The organism is Rhizobium sp. 11_C7_N12_5, assembly GCF_051811145.1.
In the GTDB taxonomy this organism is placed as follows: Bacteria; Pseudomonadota; Alphaproteobacteria; order Rhizobiales; family Rhizobiaceae; genus Rhizobium; species Rhizobium lusitanum.
Window position 1 is genome coordinate 1,289,204 of record NZ_JBPWPY010000001.1, and the last position, 17,456, is coordinate 1,306,659.

At 56.2% G+C, this 17,456-nt stretch carries 21 protein-coding genes and 1 tRNA gene; 13 read left to right on the plus strand and 9 right to left on the minus strand.

Going from position 1 to position 17,456, the window contains the following annotated elements; translation table 11 throughout:
• The first annotated feature begins 409 nt into the window (after positions 1-409).
• The 10 genes from AB8B29_RS06430 to AB8B29_RS06475 all read left to right on the plus strand — a co-directional run bounded on the left by AB8B29_RS06430 (position 410) and on the right by AB8B29_RS06475 (position 5,760).
• On the plus strand, positions 410-889 hold the full coding sequence (locus tag AB8B29_RS06430; protein ID WP_439006311.1) for a hypothetical protein: 480 nt from the start codon (positions 410-412) through the stop codon (positions 887-889).
• Positions 890-1,178: 289 nt separating this feature from the next.
• Complete coding sequence (locus AB8B29_RS06435) at positions 1,179-1,688, plus strand: hypothetical protein (protein ID WP_439006312.1); 510 nt, start codon at positions 1,179-1,181, stop codon at positions 1,686-1,688.
• 92 nt (positions 1,689-1,780) lie between these two features.
• Positions 1,781-2,164: a hypothetical protein gene (locus AB8B29_RS06440; protein ID WP_439006313.1), complete on the plus strand. Its 384-nt coding sequence runs from the start codon at positions 1,781-1,783 to the stop codon at positions 2,162-2,164.
• A gap of 1 nt (position 2,165) precedes the next feature.
• Positions 2,166-2,384 carry a hypothetical protein gene (locus tag AB8B29_RS06445; RefSeq protein ID WP_439006314.1) on the plus strand — a complete coding sequence of 73 codons (219 nt, stop codon included), beginning with the start codon at positions 2,166-2,168 and terminating at the stop codon, positions 2,382-2,384.
• A gap of 54 nt (positions 2,385-2,438) precedes the next feature.
• Positions 2,439-2,645: a hypothetical protein gene (locus AB8B29_RS06450; protein WP_439006315.1), complete on the plus strand. Its 207-nt coding sequence runs from the start codon at positions 2,439-2,441 to the stop codon at positions 2,643-2,645.
• A gap of 68 nt (positions 2,646-2,713) precedes the next feature.
• Positions 2,714-2,986: a DUF2293 domain-containing protein gene (locus AB8B29_RS06455; protein WP_439006316.1), complete on the plus strand. Its 273-nt coding sequence runs from the start codon at positions 2,714-2,716 to the stop codon at positions 2,984-2,986.
• A gap of 330 nt (positions 2,987-3,316) precedes the next feature.
• A complete protein-coding gene (locus AB8B29_RS06460) occupies positions 3,317-4,345 on the plus strand; it encodes a ParA family protein (RefSeq protein ID WP_439006317.1) in 1,029 nt (342 codons plus the stop codon).
• A complete protein-coding gene (locus AB8B29_RS06465) occupies positions 4,338-4,940 on the plus strand; it encodes a HEPN domain-containing protein (RefSeq protein ID WP_439006676.1) in 603 nt (200 codons plus the stop codon). The genes AB8B29_RS06460 and AB8B29_RS06465 overlap by 8 nt, the downstream gene beginning before the upstream one ends.
• Positions 4,941-5,286: 346 nt before the next feature.
• Positions 5,287-5,592, plus strand: a complete 306-nt coding sequence (locus AB8B29_RS06470) for an ETC complex I subunit (RefSeq protein ID WP_092573687.1) — start codon at positions 5,287-5,289, stop codon at positions 5,590-5,592.
• Positions 5,593-5,683: 91 nt separating this feature from the next.
• Positions 5,684-5,760 (plus strand) — tRNA-Arg (locus AB8B29_RS06475).
• A 631-nt stretch (positions 5,761-6,391) separates the two neighbouring features.
• Here AB8B29_RS06475 and AB8B29_RS06480 read toward each other — a convergent pair.
• The 3 genes from AB8B29_RS06480 to AB8B29_RS06490 all read right to left on the minus strand — a co-directional run bounded on the left by AB8B29_RS06480 (position 6,392) and on the right by AB8B29_RS06490 (position 8,504).
• Positions 6,392-7,345 carry a hypothetical protein gene (locus AB8B29_RS06480; RefSeq protein ID WP_439006318.1) on the minus strand — a complete coding sequence of 318 codons (954 nt, stop codon included), beginning with the start codon at positions 7,343-7,345 and terminating at the stop codon, positions 6,392-6,394.
• Positions 7,346-7,643: 298 nt separating this feature from the next.
• A complete protein-coding gene (locus tag AB8B29_RS06485) occupies positions 7,644-7,805 on the minus strand; it encodes a hypothetical protein (RefSeq protein ID WP_439006319.1) in 162 nt (53 codons plus the stop codon).
• A 90-nt stretch (positions 7,806-7,895) separates the two neighbouring features.
• On the minus strand, positions 7,896-8,504 hold the full coding sequence (locus AB8B29_RS06490) for a LysE family translocator (protein ID WP_113118274.1): 609 nt from the start codon (positions 8,502-8,504) through the stop codon (positions 7,896-7,898).
• 110 nt (positions 8,505-8,614) lie between these two features.
• Between AB8B29_RS06490 and AB8B29_RS06495 the strand changes: the two genes are divergently transcribed.
• Entirely contained in the window at positions 8,615-9,076 is a 462-nt protein-coding gene (locus AB8B29_RS06495; protein WP_092573689.1) for an Lrp/AsnC family transcriptional regulator, read from the plus strand.
• Positions 9,077-9,171: 95 nt separating this feature from the next.
• Here AB8B29_RS06495 and AB8B29_RS06500 read toward each other — a convergent pair whose 3' ends face one another.
• From AB8B29_RS06500 to AB8B29_RS06515, 4 genes are all read right to left on the minus strand, one after another.
• Complete coding sequence (locus AB8B29_RS06500) at positions 9,172-9,945, minus strand: amino acid ABC transporter ATP-binding protein (protein ID WP_037201864.1); 774 nt, start codon at positions 9,943-9,945, stop codon at positions 9,172-9,174.
• Positions 9,946-9,963: 18 nt separating this feature from the next.
• Complete coding sequence (locus AB8B29_RS06505) at positions 9,964-11,118, minus strand: amino acid ABC transporter permease (protein ID WP_037201866.1); 1,155 nt, start codon at positions 11,116-11,118, stop codon at positions 9,964-9,966.
• 1 nt (position 11,119) lies between these two features.
• On the minus strand, positions 11,120-12,334 hold the full coding sequence (locus tag AB8B29_RS06510) for an amino acid ABC transporter permease (protein WP_047557754.1): 1,215 nt from the start codon (positions 12,332-12,334) through the stop codon (positions 11,120-11,122).
• A gap of 96 nt (positions 12,335-12,430) precedes the next feature.
• Positions 12,431-13,456, minus strand: coding sequence for an amino acid ABC transporter substrate-binding protein (locus tag AB8B29_RS06515; RefSeq protein ID WP_037201870.1), 1,026 nt, complete (start codon positions 13,454-13,456; stop codon positions 12,431-12,433).
• A gap of 372 nt (positions 13,457-13,828) precedes the next feature.
• Here AB8B29_RS06515 and AB8B29_RS06520 point away from each other — a divergent pair, with 372 nt between their 5' ends.
• A complete protein-coding gene (locus AB8B29_RS06520) occupies positions 13,829-15,019 on the plus strand; it encodes a cystathionine beta-lyase (protein WP_037201872.1) in 1,191 nt (396 codons plus the stop codon).
• On the opposite strand, the gene AB8B29_RS06525 is transcribed toward AB8B29_RS06520, so the two are convergent.
• Both AB8B29_RS06525 and AB8B29_RS06530 read right to left on the minus strand, forming a co-directional pair.
• Positions 15,020-16,183 (minus strand): FAD-dependent monooxygenase, encoded by a 1,164-nt coding sequence (locus AB8B29_RS06525; protein WP_037201876.1) that lies wholly within the window; start codon positions 16,181-16,183, stop codon positions 15,020-15,022. It abuts the gene before it with no gap.
• Between the two features lie 30 nt (positions 16,184-16,213).
• On the minus strand, positions 16,214-16,459 hold the full coding sequence (locus AB8B29_RS06530) for a zinc-finger domain-containing protein (RefSeq protein WP_037201878.1): 246 nt from the start codon (positions 16,457-16,459) through the stop codon (positions 16,214-16,216).
• A 200-nt stretch (positions 16,460-16,659) separates the two neighbouring features.
• On the opposite strand from AB8B29_RS06530, the gene AB8B29_RS06535 reads away from it, so the two are divergent.
• On the plus strand, positions 16,660-17,442 hold the full coding sequence (locus AB8B29_RS06535) for an alpha/beta fold hydrolase (protein ID WP_037201881.1): 783 nt from the start codon (positions 16,660-16,662) through the stop codon (positions 17,440-17,442).
• Positions 17,443-17,456: the final 14 nt, after the last annotated feature.

The window sequence follows — 17,456 nt, forward strand, 5'->3', positions numbered from 1 at the left end:
CTGCGGCGCGGGCGTCCTTTCTCTATCCGGGAGCCTCCGCGCCCGCCTGTGACTCTCTATGGCGGAAATCAGCCGGGAGAGAACCGCAGCCGGGAGCCTTATCAGAGCATGAGTTATCGCCGGCACCGGGAAGATCTTGGATAAGTGTGACCAAGCTACCCGTTCCGCTTATATATATAATATTCTTAGATTAAATTCATAATAGCTGGGACGGGCATCCCGGTCACGGAAAACGCTTCCATAGCTGGGATGGGTTCACCGGTCACGGAAAAGCCCTCCGGCAATCGGCGCAGCCTTCGCCGATTAGATCAAAGATTTTTCCGACTTTTGTCTGCATCCCGGCTGTCCCGTGGCTATAACGTAGTCAATTACGTTTCAAGGGAAGACCATGCCGCGACCTCGATTAGACATGACGCCGGAACAGCGCCAGGAGCATACGCGCCTGGGCAACAATGCGCGCAAGCGGAAGCAGCGGCGAAAAGAGGAGGAAAACAAGGTGCAGGAACCGCTTTCACCCGAACTCGAAGAGTTCGCCGACGAACTGCTGAAGCTTCGACTCTCGGCAGCGATTGAGGCGCTTGCGGAATGGCAGGCTATCAATCGAAAGCAGTTTCCGGCGCTCCCGGTGCCGCCGCGTGCAGAAGACGAGACGTGGGCGTCGTTCCATGCTCGCGAAGAGCGCGGCCGCAAGTTCGTTCTTATTCGGCTCATGGCTACCGATCACGTTTCCCGTGTCGGCGCTCGCAGGAGAAAAAAGCGGTTCGAAGAGAACGAGGCTACCGAAGCCACTCGGCTCGGCATAACCGTGGACGCCTACCGGAAGCGCAAGAAGCAGAAGAAGCTTGCCGACCAGATGGCTACGATAGTGGCGCAGCGGGCCGCTGGATAGCGGCGCTCACGACTTCATGCACGCCAGCAGCGTCTTGCTATAGATAAATGAGCAGGCGGAAGTGGTTCTCGTCGCCTGTGTTCGGGGAGAATGAAGACCCGCCACCTACCTGCCGGTGGCGGGTCTTCTATTTTGTAAGTAAACACTTATTTACATTTTATATAGCGTGTTCAACTACTTGCTGTTCATCTCCTTGCGAGGTATCTTCCAAGCGCGAGCAAGCAATAAAGTCAGTTGACATCCATATTTCGTTACGTTACACACAGACTGTAACGTAACGGAGGACAAAATGGTCAAGAGTCCAGCAGAGCGTGTGCGAGAGTTTCGTCAGCGGCAAAAGGAGGCCGCGCGCGCCGCTCTTCTTAGCCCAGCCCCAACCTCGGTTTATCTTAAGACGCCGTTTTCTGAGTTCATTGGCGGGCGGTATTTCGAATTTGATGAAAATCTTGATGCATATGGCGTCCAGCTGATGGGCACGACCTTGCATGAAGAGGTGCAAGATTTCCCTTCGGAGTTCGAGCGGGAGGACAAGATCACAGCGCTTGAAAGGGCGCGCGGCTTAATGGGTGTCTTCCTTGATGCGGCAAAGGAACTAGCCGAAACCATCAACACTTATAAGCTCACAGAAATTGAACGAGCCATCGACGCCGCTATTGAGGCAAGTGCGAACTTGCCGCGTGGGGATGTTGAGCGCTTGAAGGAATCCTTCGCTGAGATCGATCGCCTGAAGGCGATCCGCTCAGAGCTTCGAAGGCCGACCCGGCACACCCTCTTAGGTGTTGATGCCAAGGGCGAATAGCCCACGAACAGGGAGCAGCCAAGCAACGTTTCTCAGGCACCGCTTGGCCGTCCCGCAGTCTCAAAACATCGCAACTACGAAAGGCAATCGCGATGAAGAATGGAAATACCACGGCCCATGCACCGGGTGCAACGCTTACCGAAAGTGAGCTTTTCGAGGAATACGCAAACGGTTCAGTGACCTATGGATCGAAGCGCGGCAGGCATACTATCGAGGTAGCGGACCTCTTCACTGGCTACGGTGAAACGGAACGTTTCACGGACGCTATGCTGGCTACGTTTGAGGATATTCTGGAAGACGATGATCCGTCTCACATGCTTGAAGCCTTGACCCGGACCTTGGAAGGCATGCTCGCGGACGTGAAGATTGCTTCTAAGGGTTTCGAGGAATTCAAGGCCGATCGGTGGATCGAGGTCGAGGATGACGAGCCTCAGCGTTATTCCGCTGCTAGCGTCACCATTGCGGAGGCCGCGTAACATGGCCTCCAATCCGAAGCGTCGCCAGATGATCGCAGACGCCAAGGCCCGGCAGGCGATCCCTGACACCTTCATTCCGAACGAGCGGTTTCATGCGCTTATCGACCGCCTCAAGGAAATCAATGAGGCGGACGATGAAGCTCGCGATAAGGCCATCCAGTTTACCCTGATGGACATTGGCGGGGTCGCGCCGGAGAGCTCGCGTAGCTACTACGAATGACCAACAGGCCCGCCGCACAAACCCGGCGGGCCTTTTCCATTTCAGGGAGCTACCATGTCCAATGAATATACCGGCCTCACGCACCGTGAAGCAAATGCCCTCATGCGGTCGAAGATCATAGCCATTGCCGCAGAAACCATCGCCGAAGCGCGGTCTATGTCACCGGACGAATGGTCCGGCCGAGACGTGCCTTATTGGTCCGATAGCATCGCGGGCGCGATCTATTACGTCGTTCAGAACCGCTTACGGGGTGGGCCATGAGGAGCCGTAGGCAGCGGCAGCGAGACCGCCATAAACAGTGGTTTCACCAGTATGAAGTCGAATACTTCATGCGCCATGAATTTCCCGGTTGCCCAGAGATCGCGATTATCTTTTACGCTCACCAAATTTGCACTGTGCGCAAAAACTGGCGAGGCATAACAATTGCGGAGGCTGTCAACGTCACTATGCAGAACAGCCTCCGCCATGAATTCACAGATTATGATCAACTTCTAATGGTGGGCGTCCGACGCAAAGAAGCCCGGAGAAGAGTGCAACCGAAGATCGATGCCATGATTGCATCGTGGGTCCGCCCGGCGGAGGCTCAGAGTGGCGCGCCATAATACGAAAAACCTGCGCGTTGGTTAGCCTCCGTGCGGATTAATTTCGTAATGCAAGCAAATGGTTGACAGAGTTAGCGCTCTGTCGCTTCTTTGACCTTGCTAGGGCATTGTCGGATGTTGAGAAACCGCACGAGCTGTCAATCGTAGGGGGCAATTCCCAATCCAAGCAAAGAACTCTGAGAGTTACCGCATTAAGAATGCCAGCAAAATTTTTATACGTCTCTGCCTTTCCTAAAGTCCACCCTGGAGAATAACGGTAATTCTTTCGGGCGTTGCTCTTTGACGACTCAGTTCTCGCGTGTAACGTGCAGGAGTCACAGGGAGAAGCTTATGGCTAAAAGGCTTGTTGTATTCAATCACAAGGGTGGTGTGAGTAAGACGACGACCGCATATAACGTTGGCTGGGCGCTCGCTGCTGATGCTAAGGTGCTATTCGTCGACGCTGACTCGCAATGCAACCTATCCGGCTTGTTGCTTGGTGACGACTTCGAAGCTTATTACTTCGATGATGAGACGAAAGATCAGAATCTAAAAGATGGCGTTGCGCCCGCCTTCGAAGGGAAGCCGGTGCCGCTTCAGGCAGTCGATTGTTTCAGCCCCGCGAGAAACAACAACGTATTTCTACTCGCAGGTCACGCAAATCTTTCGGCTTATGATGCCGCCCTAACATTTGCTCAGACGGCCAACAACGCTATTACGACGTTGCAGAATCTCCCTGGCGCATTTTCCGAGCTGATACGTCTAACAGAAGAACGCTATCAGATCGATTATACGATTATCGATCTAAACCCCAGCTTGAGCGCGATAAACCAGAATCTATTTCTCATATCAGACGGTTTTTTGATCCCAACTAACCCCGACCCATTCTCGATCATGGCGCTTCAAACGCTGAAGACCACACTACCGCGATGGCTTAATTGGAAGCTTTCATCCATTAGCCTTTTTCAAGATTCTGCATACCCGCTACCGGCTGGCACGCCGAAATTCATTGGCACAGTCATCCAGCGTTTCAACATCCGCAAAGGGAAAGCCGCGAAGCCTTATAGAAACAACATTGATGAAATTAATTCCGTGGTTGAGGGAGAAGTCTTTCAAGCACTGAAAGCGGCCGGCATGACACTGCAGCCTGCGGAGTATACAGGACTTGAAAATGAGCACTACTGCTTGGGGGAAATCCCGGACTTTCAGGGTCTTCTTCCTAAGGCTCATGAAGCCGGCGTCCCGGTGTTCGCCCTTGACGATGATGAGCTTGATGCCACGGGTCCGATACTTGAAGGCTTTAAGGAACGACGCGCATTTTTCAGAGACCAGTTTCAAGGCCTTTCAGCGAGGATAGCGGACCTGCTTGACCATGCTTAACGCGGTTGCCGTTTTCGACAACAGCCTACAAGAGTCTAGGAACCAGAACGTCCTCTTTCATCACATTAAAAACCAGGGCATTCCCTTTAACGCTGACGACCTTCTGAGGGGCCAAATCGTCACATCGATGGCCGCTTTCGATAAGCTCATGCACGACCTGATTAGAATAGGTATGGTGCAGATCTTTTCGGGCGCTCGCTCCGTGACGCCGAAATATCTTGCCGAGGCCATCGATATGCAGACGCATGTCGCGATCAAAATCGCGACTCTACCGCCGCCGGAAATTGTGTTTGAGCAAGCTATCGTGCGCAAGCTCGCCAGGCTGTCATTTCAAGATCCGGTTAAAGTTTCCGATGGCCTTTCTATCATTTGGGATGAAAAGCAAAAGTGGGAGAAGATTGGCGCGATCTTGGGTAAATCCGCGAAAAACGCACAGACGGAACTTAAGCTTATTACGCAACGCCGAAATGCAATTGTGCATGAGTCCGATATGGACCCGGTAACGCATGCCAAGACACCGATCACGACACAAGACGCGACGTCCAGCACGAATTTTTTGGAGGCTTGCGGTAAGGCGATCCATTCGTTGATATGAGCTATCCGGTGAATACCTTCAGGAACGGGACGCTTGCTCAATGCTTAGCCTACTGCTATATCACGGCTAACAGATGGACGGAGTGAAGCTCGTAACAGCGTTACAAAGAGTGGAAAATGTTGTTGTTTTTCAATGACCTTTAAGATTTCGAATCTCTCCACTCCGACCACTTTAAAATCCCCATCTATATCGATGAATTCGCGCTGATACCGGCCGCCTTTTCGCTTGAAAACAAAGGGATTCGCGGCTAAGCAAAGGTCGTGTTCGCTAGATCTTTAAAGATCGAGCCAAGGCAAGAGAAGCAAAGAAGCGGGTTGCTCCCGCTTTATTCGGAGGCGCTGCAGCAATGCCTGCCAAGATTTATCGTCCCGCAAAGACCGCCATGCAGTCCGGCAAGGCCAAGACCAATGTTTGGGTTCTCGAATTCGATCAGGAGATCCCGCGCAAGATCGATCCGATCATGGGTTACACGTCTTCGGCCGACACGCGCCAGCAGCTCAAGCTGACCTTCGATACGCAGGAACTGGCCGAGGCCTATGCCCAGCGCGAAGGCATAGAATACCGCGTCATCGCCCCCAAGGATCCCACGCGCCAGACGGTTTCCTATTCCGATAATTTCCGTTACTCGCGCATCCAGCCCTGGACACACTGAAACAGGCGCTTATTGAAACCGCTGCCCATTGAGTTTGACGGCGGTTTCATGCATGTGTTGGCGGCCGCGAACAACTTGCGGCTCGGCTTAAGGCCCCTTAGCTCAGCTGGATAGAGCACCTGCCTTCTAAGCAGGTGGTCGCAGGTTCGAATCCTGCAGGGGTCGCCAATCTTTTGAAGTAGTTACGATCAGTTTGGATCAACGCATTAGAGCCCGTTTACGGGTTTTTCGTACCGTTTACGCTTTTTTATTCTCGTAGTGTTCTTTTCCATACGCAAAACGACCGCATCACTGGCCTGTTGGTCCGTTGCCAGATAGTGCTTTTCAAGCGCCCTTCCCACGTCGGCAACTGAATGCCCGGTTATGGATGCGATCTGCTCCGCAGTCGCTCCCTCTCATCGACGGTCAATGATAAACGTTCCCCGCAAGTCATGAAATGTCACGCCGTCAATTTCCAGTCTGGCAGGCTGCACCATCCCCGAGATCTGCAGCATCACCGGCTACAGCTATAAGACCGTAACAGAGATCCTGACGCACTACCTCGCGCTGGATGAGGGAATTGCCGACAGCGCGATCGGCAAGCTAACGGCTTGGTACGAGAGGGAGAGGGCATGAGTGAAAAGAGAACGTGCGGTCGCACACGAATAAAAATATCGCGCAAAATTTGGGCGTCATTGACGGCCGGGACAACGGCATTCTGCTGGTGACTGGCGCGACCCCGGCCAACATAATTGCCATCGATTGCAATCCCTTGGACATCGCGTTGCGGCGCTAGGCATAATCGCATTTGCCCGTCGGATCAGTCAGCTTCGCCACTGTGGAACGGAAAAGGATGCAGTTCCAAGAGTTCCCGCGGTATCAGTTTGTCGTCAGCCGTAAACGGTCTCAAGCCGCCAGCCGCAGACGGTTCCCGCTTAACCAAAGTGAAGACCAGACCGGTACGATGCGATTTATTGTCGAAGGGAGTGCGATAGGTCACGCAAAACAAAAGTACTGGAGACAGAATGTCAGGGCCACTCTGCTCGCGAGCGGCGTCAATCTCGGCCTTTGGCATTGTAATATTCAGGGCGCCCCTCAGTTCACGACCAGGAAAGATTGGATCGCCCTTCGAAACATTGGCCTTTGCCAGCATTTCACTTGATTCGGTGAGCGCGGCACAAAATTTCGCGAGTTCAGCGGCGGCATTAGTCTGAGGTACATTCACGGTCAAATTGGGTGGATCGCCAGAAATTTTTCCGAATTGAAAAGCGAAAAGTTTTGGATACACTTCAACTGCCAACGCAGGCGTGTTTCCACTATTCTTGAGGACATATTCGAACGTAACCTTAGCGCCGTCGTCGTTAATGCTAAGGTCGCTTCCGACACTAACATCGGGAAAGATCCATGGTCGCTGCGAAGCGGTAAGAGTTTTGTTGGCGACGTCAGCGGATTCTTTGGCGGCGTCGGCTGTTTTTTCCGCGACCGTTTCACCTCTGAGCAACAACCAAAGCTGGAAAACACCTACCAAGCTCAACACGCCGGTGAATATAACAAGCAAGAGTGTGAAAGTCGCGACTGGATCCGTCGTCACCTTTTCCCAGAAGGATCTTTCTGCTTCGCGGTGATCTTGAGCGATCGTGCTCTCCTCGGTTGCCTGCTGTTGCGGTGGCCCGGGAGGGGAGGGTTGCGCAGCGTAGAAAAACATAAGCGCAAGTAAACAAATTATAAAAGCGATGGCTGAAGCAATCACGCCATACGAAACGAGCTTTAACATCACACGACCGCCATTCTCAAAATGCCACGTGTCTGTCGGCTATCATATCTAAATTAAGATTCGGCAATGTGGGAGCTAGTTGACGGGGTCGACCGCTCTTATTCTGCTAGGAAGCAGGGCAATTGAGCTTGCCAAAACGCGGCAAAATAATACACTATTAGTCATATCTTCACTTTATAAGTGTTTTATTTTTTAAATAAACGCTTCACATCTAAGCAGGTGGTCGCAGGTTCGAATCCTGCAGGGGTCGCCAATCCTTTCCGATTTTTTTCAGGACGCCTTTCACGCTGCGCTACCCTCATTTCGTCGCCGCCAGCCACCCGCCGGCATCTCTCGGCCTCGGCGCGTCGACTGCCATCTGGAAGAGGTCGTAGCCGGTCATTACCCCGGCCAGTTTGATGACGACGATGGCCGCGCTCAATAGCGCGAGCCCACCGACGATTTTGTCGCTTTTCTTCACGGCCCGCTTCCCCTGACGCCTCGTGAATGCCGCGTGTTTCGCGGTGGTAGGCAGTATATCGCGTTCTGCGTGAAGCGCTACTCGGCTTGTTCAAGTCGCCAGTCGCCCGGCGGCGATCAGCAGAAGGCCGCCAGCGATGCCTTCGCTCCATCTTCGACCGCGATCGGTGAAGCTTCCCTGGGAGCCAACGGCCGCAATGGCGAAGCTGAGGAGCGCATAGAAGACCCCGCACAGCCCGATGAAGATTGCGGATAGGAGGCTCGCCTGCAGGGCGATGCTCCCATCGTGCTTTATGAACTGCGGCAGGATGGCGAAATAGATCATCATGCCCTTGGGATTGAGGATAGCTGTCAGGAGGCCGCGCCGAAGCGAGTTCGTCGCCGAAGCCGACGGCTGCGCGGCCTTCCCGGCTTTGAGCGAGGATACGATCAGTCGAGACGCAAGATAAAGCAGATATGCGATACCGAGCCAATGCAGGAGCATGAACAGGGCGGGTGAGGTGGCGATGATGGCGGCCACGCCGAGGGCTGCAAGCGTCGAATGGACGACGTAGCCGATGCAGATGCCGGCCGTCGAGCGCAGTCCGGCCACGGCGCCGCCGGACATGGCCTGCGATGCCACGAACAGCATGTCCGGCCCCGGTGTGCAGATGAGGGGCAGGACAGTGCCCGCGAAGAGAAGAAGCTCGATGTTTTCCATGAATGGCAGTCTAAAGGCCTGGCGAGGCAATCGGCTTGCGAAGATATCAATTCTGAACGACTAATTGGCATTGAAATCCATGATCGCGCTCTTGTTGATAGAGGATGCCAATGCGGCTGGACGAGATCGATAAGCGTATTTTGCGCGCTCTGCAGCGCGACGGGCGAATTCAGAATGTGGAACTGGCGAGGGAGGTGGGGTTGTCTCCATCGCCGTGCCTGCGGCGCGTCAAGCTCCTTGAGGATGCCGGCATGATCGACCGCTATGTGGCCGTCCTCAATCCGGCCAAGGTCGGGCTGCCGCTATCCATGTTTGCCCGCGTCTGGCTGACGGCCCAGGATGCAGAAACGATCGATCGCTTCATAGCGGCAATGAAGAAGCTGCCTGAGGTGATGGAGTGCTACATCATGCTTGGCGAAAGCGATGCGCTGTTGCGCGTCGCCGTATCCGATCTCGACGACTACAGACAGTTCCAGTCCACGCATCTGACGAAGGTCAACGGCATCCAGAACGTCAAGACCGATGTGCCGAGCCAGATCGTCAAGCAGACCTACGCCTTGCCCTTGCGCTGACCGCTTTGGCTCCGCTGGTGCGGAGTATCGACGAAAAACCCGCCGGCTGCATCGCAGCCGGCGGGTTCCTTAATTGTCCTATAGTTTGCGCGAACTCAGTGCAGGATCTGGCTGAGGAAGAGCTTGGTGCGCTCATGCTGCGGATTGTCGAAGAATTCCTTCGGCGAATTCTGCTCGACGATCTGGCCCTGGTCCATGAAGATGACGCGGTTGGCGACCTGGCGGGCAAAGCCCATTTCATGGGTGACGCACAGCATGGTCATGCCTTCCTCGGCAAGACCCACCATGGTGTCGAGCACTTCCTTGATCATTTCCGGATCGAGCGCCGAGGTCGGCTCGTCGAACAGCATGATCTTCGGGTTCATGCAGAGCGAACGGGCAATCGCCACGCGCTGCTGCTGGCCGCCCGAAAGCTGGCCGGGATATTTCTTCGCCTGCTCCGGGATCTTGACGCGGGTGAGAAAGTGCATGGCGATTTCTTCCGCCTGCTTCTTCGGCATCTTGCGCACCCAGATCGGCGCCAGCGTGCAGTTCTCCAGGATCGTCAGGTGCGGGAAGAGATTGAAGTGCTGGAACACCATGCCGACTTCGCGGCGGACTTCATCGATCTTCTTCAGATCGTTGGTGAGTTCCACGCCGTCGACGACGATGCTGCCCTTCTGGTGCTCTTCGAGGCGGTTGATGCAGCGAATCATTGTCGATTTGCCGGAGCCGGACGGACCGGCGATGACGATGCGCTCGCCGCGCATGACCTTGAGGTTGATGTCGCGCAGCACGTGGAAATCGCCGTACCACTTGTTCATGTTGATCATTTCAACCGCGACTTCCGTCTCGGAAATGGTCAGTTTTTTCGGTTGGGCGTCAGCCATATTATCTTCCCTCAGTTCTTATCGTTTGTGGCCGGTGTCGAGATGGCGTTCCATGAAGCCTGAATAACGCGACATGCCGAAGCAGAAAAGCCAGAATATGAAGCCGGCGAAGACCAGCCCCGTTATCGGTGTCACGGGGCTCGCCCAGTTCGCGTCGGAGAAATTCTGGCGGACGATGCCGAGCAGATCGAACATGCCAATGATCGCTACCAGCGACGTGTCCTTGAACATGCCGATGTAGGTGTTGACGACGCCCGGGAGGACCAGCTTGATGGCCTGCGGCAGAACGATCAGCCGCATCTTCTGCCAATAGCCGAGGCCGAGCGAGTCTGCGCCTTCGAACTGGCCTTTCGGCACGGCCTGCAGGCCGCCGCGAATGACTTCGGCCATATAGGCCGAGGTGAAGATCGCGACGCCGACGATAGCGCGCAGCAGCTTATCGACGGTCCAGCCCTGTGGCATGAACAGTGGCAGCATGTAGCTGGCCATGAACAGCACCGTGATCAATGGCACGCCACGGATGACCTCGATAAAGATCACGCACAGCATACGGACGACAGGCATTTTCGAGCGGCGCCCGAGTGCAAGCACGATGCCGAATGGAAACGAGACCGCGATCCCGACGAAGGAAATCACCAACGTCACCAGCAGGCCGCCCCATCTTTCCGTTTCCACGACCTCTAGGCCTAAGCCGCCATGGAGCAGAAAGAACGAAACGATCGGCAGCACGAAGAACGCCAGAATCGCGTTCAATCCCTTCCTGGGAAGCGATGGCATCATGAGCGGCACGAAGGCGATGATCGTCAGAATCATAACGAGCACAGGCCGCCAGCGTTCATCCGGCGGATAGAGGCCGAACATGAAGATGACGAATTTCGCGCGGATGAAAGCCCAGCAAGCGGCATTCCAACCGTCCGGCTGGGTTCCGCCCTGAACGGTCGTGGCGCAGAAAGTGCGGTCGGTTCCGCTCCAAACTGCCTGCACGAACAACCAATTGACCAGATGCGGGATCACCCATGCAAGGAAGGCAATAGCGATCACGGTCAGAACAACGTCCTTTGGTGTCGCCAGGAGGTTCTTCCTGATCCAATGCCACGCACCTTTTTCGCCAGCCGGTGCTGGTTGCGCCAGAAGGAGGGTCTTGCTGACCAAGCTTTGATTTGGGTTTGACATCCTATCTCTCCACCAGAGCCATCTTGGCATTGAACCAGTTCATGAACAGCGACGTTGCGATGCTCAAGGCGAGATAGATGATCATCCATATGATCACGACTTCGACCGCGCGGCCGGACTGATTGAGGATCACGCCGCCGACTGCGACGAGATCGGCATAGCCGATGGCGATGGCGAGCGAAGAGTTTTTGATCAGGTTGAGATATTGGCTCGTCAACGGTGGAATGATGATGCGCATTGCCTGCGGAATGACCACGAGCCTGGTGATCGCCGACGCGCGAAGGCCGAGCGCACCTGCCGCTTCCGACTGGCCTTTCGCTACGCCGCGAATGCCGGCGCGCACGATTTCGGCAATGTAGGTCGCGGTGTAAAGAGACAATGCCAGGAGAAGTGCAATGAACTCCGGTCCCACGACGGATCCGCCCGTCAGGTTGAATTTGCCGGCAACCGGATAATCGAAGGAGAGCGGCAGGCCCACCGCAAGGAAGGTCAACAGCGGCAGGCCGATCAGCACACCGATCGACACCCAGATCGTATGGAATTGCTGGCCTGTCGCCGCCTGGCGCTTGTGTGCCCAGCGCGCCAGGAAAACTACCGCCACGATAGCGACAACGAAGGCAAGGCCGACGGCCCACATACCAGCGCCGAAAATCGGGCTGGGGAAGGCGAGGCCACGGTTGCTGAGATAGGTGGAGAACGGCAGATGCACGGCATCTCGCGCTTGCGGCAGCAGCACCAGAACGCCGCTGTACCAGAAGAAGATAACGAGCAATGGCGGAATGTTGCGGAAGATTTCGACGTAGGTCTGGGAAAGCTTGGCGATCAGCCAATTGTTTGAAAGCCTGCCAATGCCGATGATGAAGCCGACGATCGTTGCGCAGACGATGCCGACCACTGAAATGAGAAGTGTATTGAGCAGGCCGACGATGAGCGCTTGGGTATTGGTGGAATCGCTGGAATATGGAATCAGCGCCTGTCCGAGATTGAAGCCGGAGCGGCCTTCCAGGAAGCTGAAGCCGAAGGAACGGTTCAATGCGCGTAGATTGTCAGCCGTATTGTGGATCAGGAACCAAACGAGAGCCACAAGAATGATAATGGTGACGGCCTGATAAAACACCCCCCTGACTTTCGGGTTGTTTATAACAGGTATGATCACAGATAAGACCACAGATACAAATGAACGCTCGCCCTCAGGCGAATTTGTAGTAATTGCCATGCAGAAATTTTCCCCAATGTGCCTGTTTCAGGCTTGTTTTCTTGAGGGGAGAAAGGCGAAAGCCGCCTTTCTCCATAAGTTTATGCCGTTCGCGGCTTAGCGGACCGGCGGTGCGTACTGGATGCCGCCCTTGTTCCACAGCGCGTTCAGGCCACGAGCGATCTTCAGCGGGCTGCCGGCGCCGATGTTGCGGTCGAAGACTTCGCCGTAGTTGCCGACGCCCTTGATGATGTTGTAGGCCCAGTCGTTGGTCAGACCGAGGTCGGTGCCGATCGTCGAACCCTGCTCAGCGCCGAGGAAGCGCTTGATGTCCGGGTTTGCCGAACCCTTCATCTCGTCGACGTTCTTCTGCGTGATGCCGAATTCTTCAGCGTTGATCAGCGCGTAAGCGGTCCAGCTGACGATGTCGAACCACTGCTCGTCGCCCTGGCGAACGGCCGGTCCAAGCGGCTCCTTGGAGATGATCTCCGGCAGAACAACGTTGTCGTCGGGGTTCTTCAGAGTCAGACGCAGCGAATAGAGGCCCGACTGGTCGGTGGTGTAGACGTCGCAACGGCCGGAATCATAGGCGGCGTTGACTTCCTCGAGCTTGTCGAAGACCACCGGATTGTACTGAAGGTTATTAGCCTTGAAGTAGTCGGCGAGGTTGAGTTCCGTCGTGGTACCGGACTGGACGCAGACGGCGGCACCGGAGAGTTCCAGAGCGGACTTGACGTTCAGTTCCTTGCGGACCATGAAGCCTTGGCCGTCATAGTAGGTGATCGGGCGGAAGTTGAGGCCGAGCGCCGTATCGCGGTTGATGGTCCAGGTCGTGTTGCGCGACAGCAGATCGACTTCACCGGACTGCAGCGCGGTGAAACGGTCCTTGGAGCTGAGGGGGGTGTACTTGACCTTGGTCGCATCACCGAAGACAGCCGAAGCGACTGCCTTGCAGAAGTCGACGTCGAAACCGGCCCAGTTACCGGATGCGTCTGGCTGTGCGAAGCCAAGAAGACCCGTATTCACGCCGCATTGAATGAAGCCCTTGGCCTTCACGTCGCTCAGCGTCGAAGCCGAAGCGCCGGAGGCGGTGTATGCCAGTGCCGCGGCTCCCAGCAATACGGACAGCGCAAACTTTTTCATCTTTCCCTACCTTTGACTATTGTTTTATAGTTAAAATGTATCGCTCCCGAAGCAGGTTCTCGGAGAACCACGTTCCCTCACTCTCCCGGTGCGAGTGGTCCTATCACAGTCGTAAATGGATTTGCGGTCAAGACATTGGCCCAATTATTGCGGATTTATTCGGCATTTTCGCCCGGGGCGTTCGAAAAATGAGCGTTTGGCGTGAAAATAAGCGGCATTTTGCCAAAAAACTACGCGAAAACGGAGGTTAATTCGCTATTTTCGTTATTTTAGCCTTCTAGTAATAAGAGGACTGAGACGGATCAGGGTTGACCCCACTGGACTTGCTCGCCACAAATCGAGGTTCCTACAGCGCCAAGGGCATATCCGGACATGAAAGACAAAGACACATTGCTGCAGAACGCCGGCATCAATACGCGTTTATCCCACATCGGCAATTCGCCCTCCGATTTCCACGGATTCGTCAATCCGCCCGTGGTTCATGCGTCCACGGTGCTGTTTCCGAATGCACGGACCATGGAAACGCACGACCAGAAATATACCTACGGCACGCGCGGCACGCCGACGACGGATGCGCTTTGCGAGGCGATCGACGCGCTGGAGGGATCGGCGGGAACGGTCATCGTGCCGTCCGGGCTTGCGGCTGTCACCATACCTTTTCTTGCGTTTTTATCCGCCGGTGACCATGCGCTGGTCGTCGATTCGGTCTACGGGCCGACGCGCCACTTCTGCGATACGATGCTGAAGCGGCTCGGTGTCGAGGTTGAATACTACGATCCGCTCATCGGCGCGGGCATCGAGCAGATGATCAGGCCGAACACCAAATTGGTGCATACAGAGGCGCCGGGTTCCAATACCTTCGAAATGCAGGATATATCAGCGATTTCGACGGCTGCTCACAGGCACGGCTGCGTCGTCACGATGGACAATACCTGGGCAACACCGCTCTATTTCAAGCCGCTTGATCACGGCGTTGACATCTCGATCCATGCGGTGACCAAGTATCCGGCCGGCCACTCCGATATTCTGATGGGGACCGTTTCCGCCAATGCGGCGCATTGGAAGCGCTTGCTGGACGCCCATGGTCAACTCGGCATCTGCGGCGCACCGGATGATGCTTACCAGGTGTTGAAGGGCTTGCGCACTATGGGTGTGCGGCTGGAGCGCCATCAGCAGAGCGCGCTTGCCATCGCCCAATGGCTGGAGGGACGGGAGGAGGTTGCGCGCGTACTGCATCCCGCGCTGCCGAGCTTCCCAGGCCATGCGATTTGGAAGCGCGACTTCAAGGGATCGAGCGGCATTTTCTCCTTCGTGCTGGCTGTCGACAGCCCTCAGAAATTCAAGGCCAAGGCGCATGCCTTCCTCGATGCGCTCCGAATTTTCGGTCTCGGCTATTCCTGGGGCGGCTTCGAAAGCCTCGCTTTGCACGTCAACCTCAACGACCGCCGCCTCGCCAAGGCGCCGACGGAGGGGCCGGTATTGCGCCTGCAGATCGGCCTGGAAGACGTCGCCGATATCAAGGCGGATATCGAAAAGGGGTTTGCGGCAACCAAGGAGGCTTGATCAGCCGATGGCGCGATAGCCGTAGATCCAGTCCATGTCCGCCGCAAGACTTTGCGGCGGGCGCAGGGACAGAACGAGGTCGCGCGCCATCCGTATCGGCCCGCGGGCATGGTAGGCGAACTGATTGAAGGCGGCGCGCTGGCGCAGGCGGGCGATGCGCGGCGCACGATGCTTCTCATAAAGATCGAGTGCTTCAGAGACAGAGCGCGTTGCGAGCATGCCTGCCAATTCGAATGCATCCTCGATTGCCATGGCCGCGCCTTGGGCGGCGAATGGCATCATCGCATGAGCCGCATCGCCGATCAGGATCGTGTCGCTGCCATTGTGCCATCGGCCGACGCCCATTTCGTAAAGCGGCCAGAAGCTTGCCTGCTCCTGCGTTTCCAACATCCGCAGAATTGCGCTGTTCCAGCCGGAGAAGCCGCGCAGCATATTGTCTCTTTGGGCCTTGCTGCCGATAGCGCTCCAATCGTGGCTCGCGCTGCTGCCGGAAACGATGGCGACGATATTGAAGGCGGCAGTTTCACGGATCGGATAGCAGACGAGGTGGCTGGAGGGACCGAGAAACGCCGTGACGCTCGTCTTGTTCAGGATGGCCGGTGCGGAAGCCTCCGGAAGAGTGAAACGCCACGCGATGTTGCCGGAAAAGAGCGGCGAGGGGGCGCCGGGCACCAAGGCACGTGCCTTTGACCAGACGCCGTCCGCGCCGATGACGAGATCCATGTCCCGGCCGGCGATCCCATCCAATCCCCGTCTGTCTTTGATATCGATGTGTCGGCCGAGATGCAGCGTGCAAAGCGCGTTGGCTGTCACCGCATCGAGAAGTGCTTTCTGCAGGGTCGCGCGATGCGCCGTGCCGTAGGGAGATCCCCATCGCTGCTTGGCGAAATCGCCGCATGGAACGGATGCGACCGGCCGCAGCGAAGAGCCGGAAACCAGCCGCACGTCCTGCGGTTCGAGCCAGATGGGCAGAAGCGCGTCGAGGACGCCCAGCGCATTGAGAATGCGGGAGGCGTTCGGGGAAATCTGCAGGCCGGCGCCAACTTCGGTCAACACGTCCGCCTGTTCGAAAATCTCCGATCGGATGCCATGCCTTGCCAGCGCCAGCGCCGCCGTCAACCCGGCTATTCCGGCGCCGATGATGGCAGCTGTTTTGATCGGCATTTGACTATGTCCGATCGCGATCCAGGAGGGTCACGCGGCCTTGAAGTGGAAGACGCAGCCGGGCGGGTTGGTCTGGTCCGCCTTCAGCGACGGATTGTAGCGGTAGAGCGTCGAGCAGTAGGAGCAGACCTTCTCGCTATCGTCGCCCAGGTCGATGAAGATATGCGGATGGTCGTAGGGAACCGAGGCGCCGGTGCACATGAATTCCTTCACGCCGATTTCGATAACGCGGTGTCCGCCATCGTTCTGGAAATGGGGAATATTGTGGCCGGCCATGATGATCTCCAAATGCGTCTTGCCTTGAGCGGCATGAATGTTGCGCCAGACTTGGTAGCCCCTCTTTATAATCCTTCTTGCCGATTGTGTAGTGCGAAAGTCCGGCTCGGCGCAGAGATTTTCGCGAAAGCGGGGTTCACCTGATATCGCCGATAAAATATGGTCCGGCGCCAATAAGCCCTGTTTGCGAAGATACAGCCATGAATTTGAATGTTCCTCCGATTTCCTATTTTGTCAGCGACGGATTGAAGCTCGCCTATTTCGACGAGGGCAATCCGAATGGTCAGCCGGTTTTGCTGATTCACGGATTTGCCTCGACCGCGGTTGCCAATTGGGTCAATCCGGGTTGGCTCAAGGTGCTTGACGAGGCGGGTTACCGCGTGATCGCCATCGACAATCGCGGTCACGGCATGAGCGACAAGCCCTATGATGCCGATGTCTATCATCCCTGGATCATGGCCGAAGACGCCGTCGCTCTGCTCGATCACCTCGGCATCCCCGAGGCGCATGTCATGGGCTATTCGATGGGCGCGCGCGTTTCGACCTTCATGGCGATCACGCATCCTGACCGTGTTCGTTCGCTGGTGCTCGGCGGCCTCGGCATCGGCATGGTCGAAGGAGTCGGCGATTGGGATCCGATCGCGGACGCCCTGCTGGCGCCATCGCTGGACGATGTCATGCATCTGCGCGGCCGCATGTTCCGCGTTTTTGCCGAGCAGACCAGGAGCGACCGGCAGGCGCTTGCCGCCTGCATCCAGGGGTCGCGCGATCTGGCCGCAAAGGAGGATGTGGCGAGGATCGAGGCGCCGACCCTGATTGCCGTCGGCACCAAGGACGATATTGCCGGCTCGGCGCAGGAGCTTGCTGATCTGATGCCTCATGCCGAAGTCGTCGACATCCCCAACCGCGATCATATGCTCGCCGTCGGCGACAAGGTCTTCAAGACGGCGGTTCTTGAATTCTATAAGCGGCTGGAGAACTGACGGGCTGGATCGGT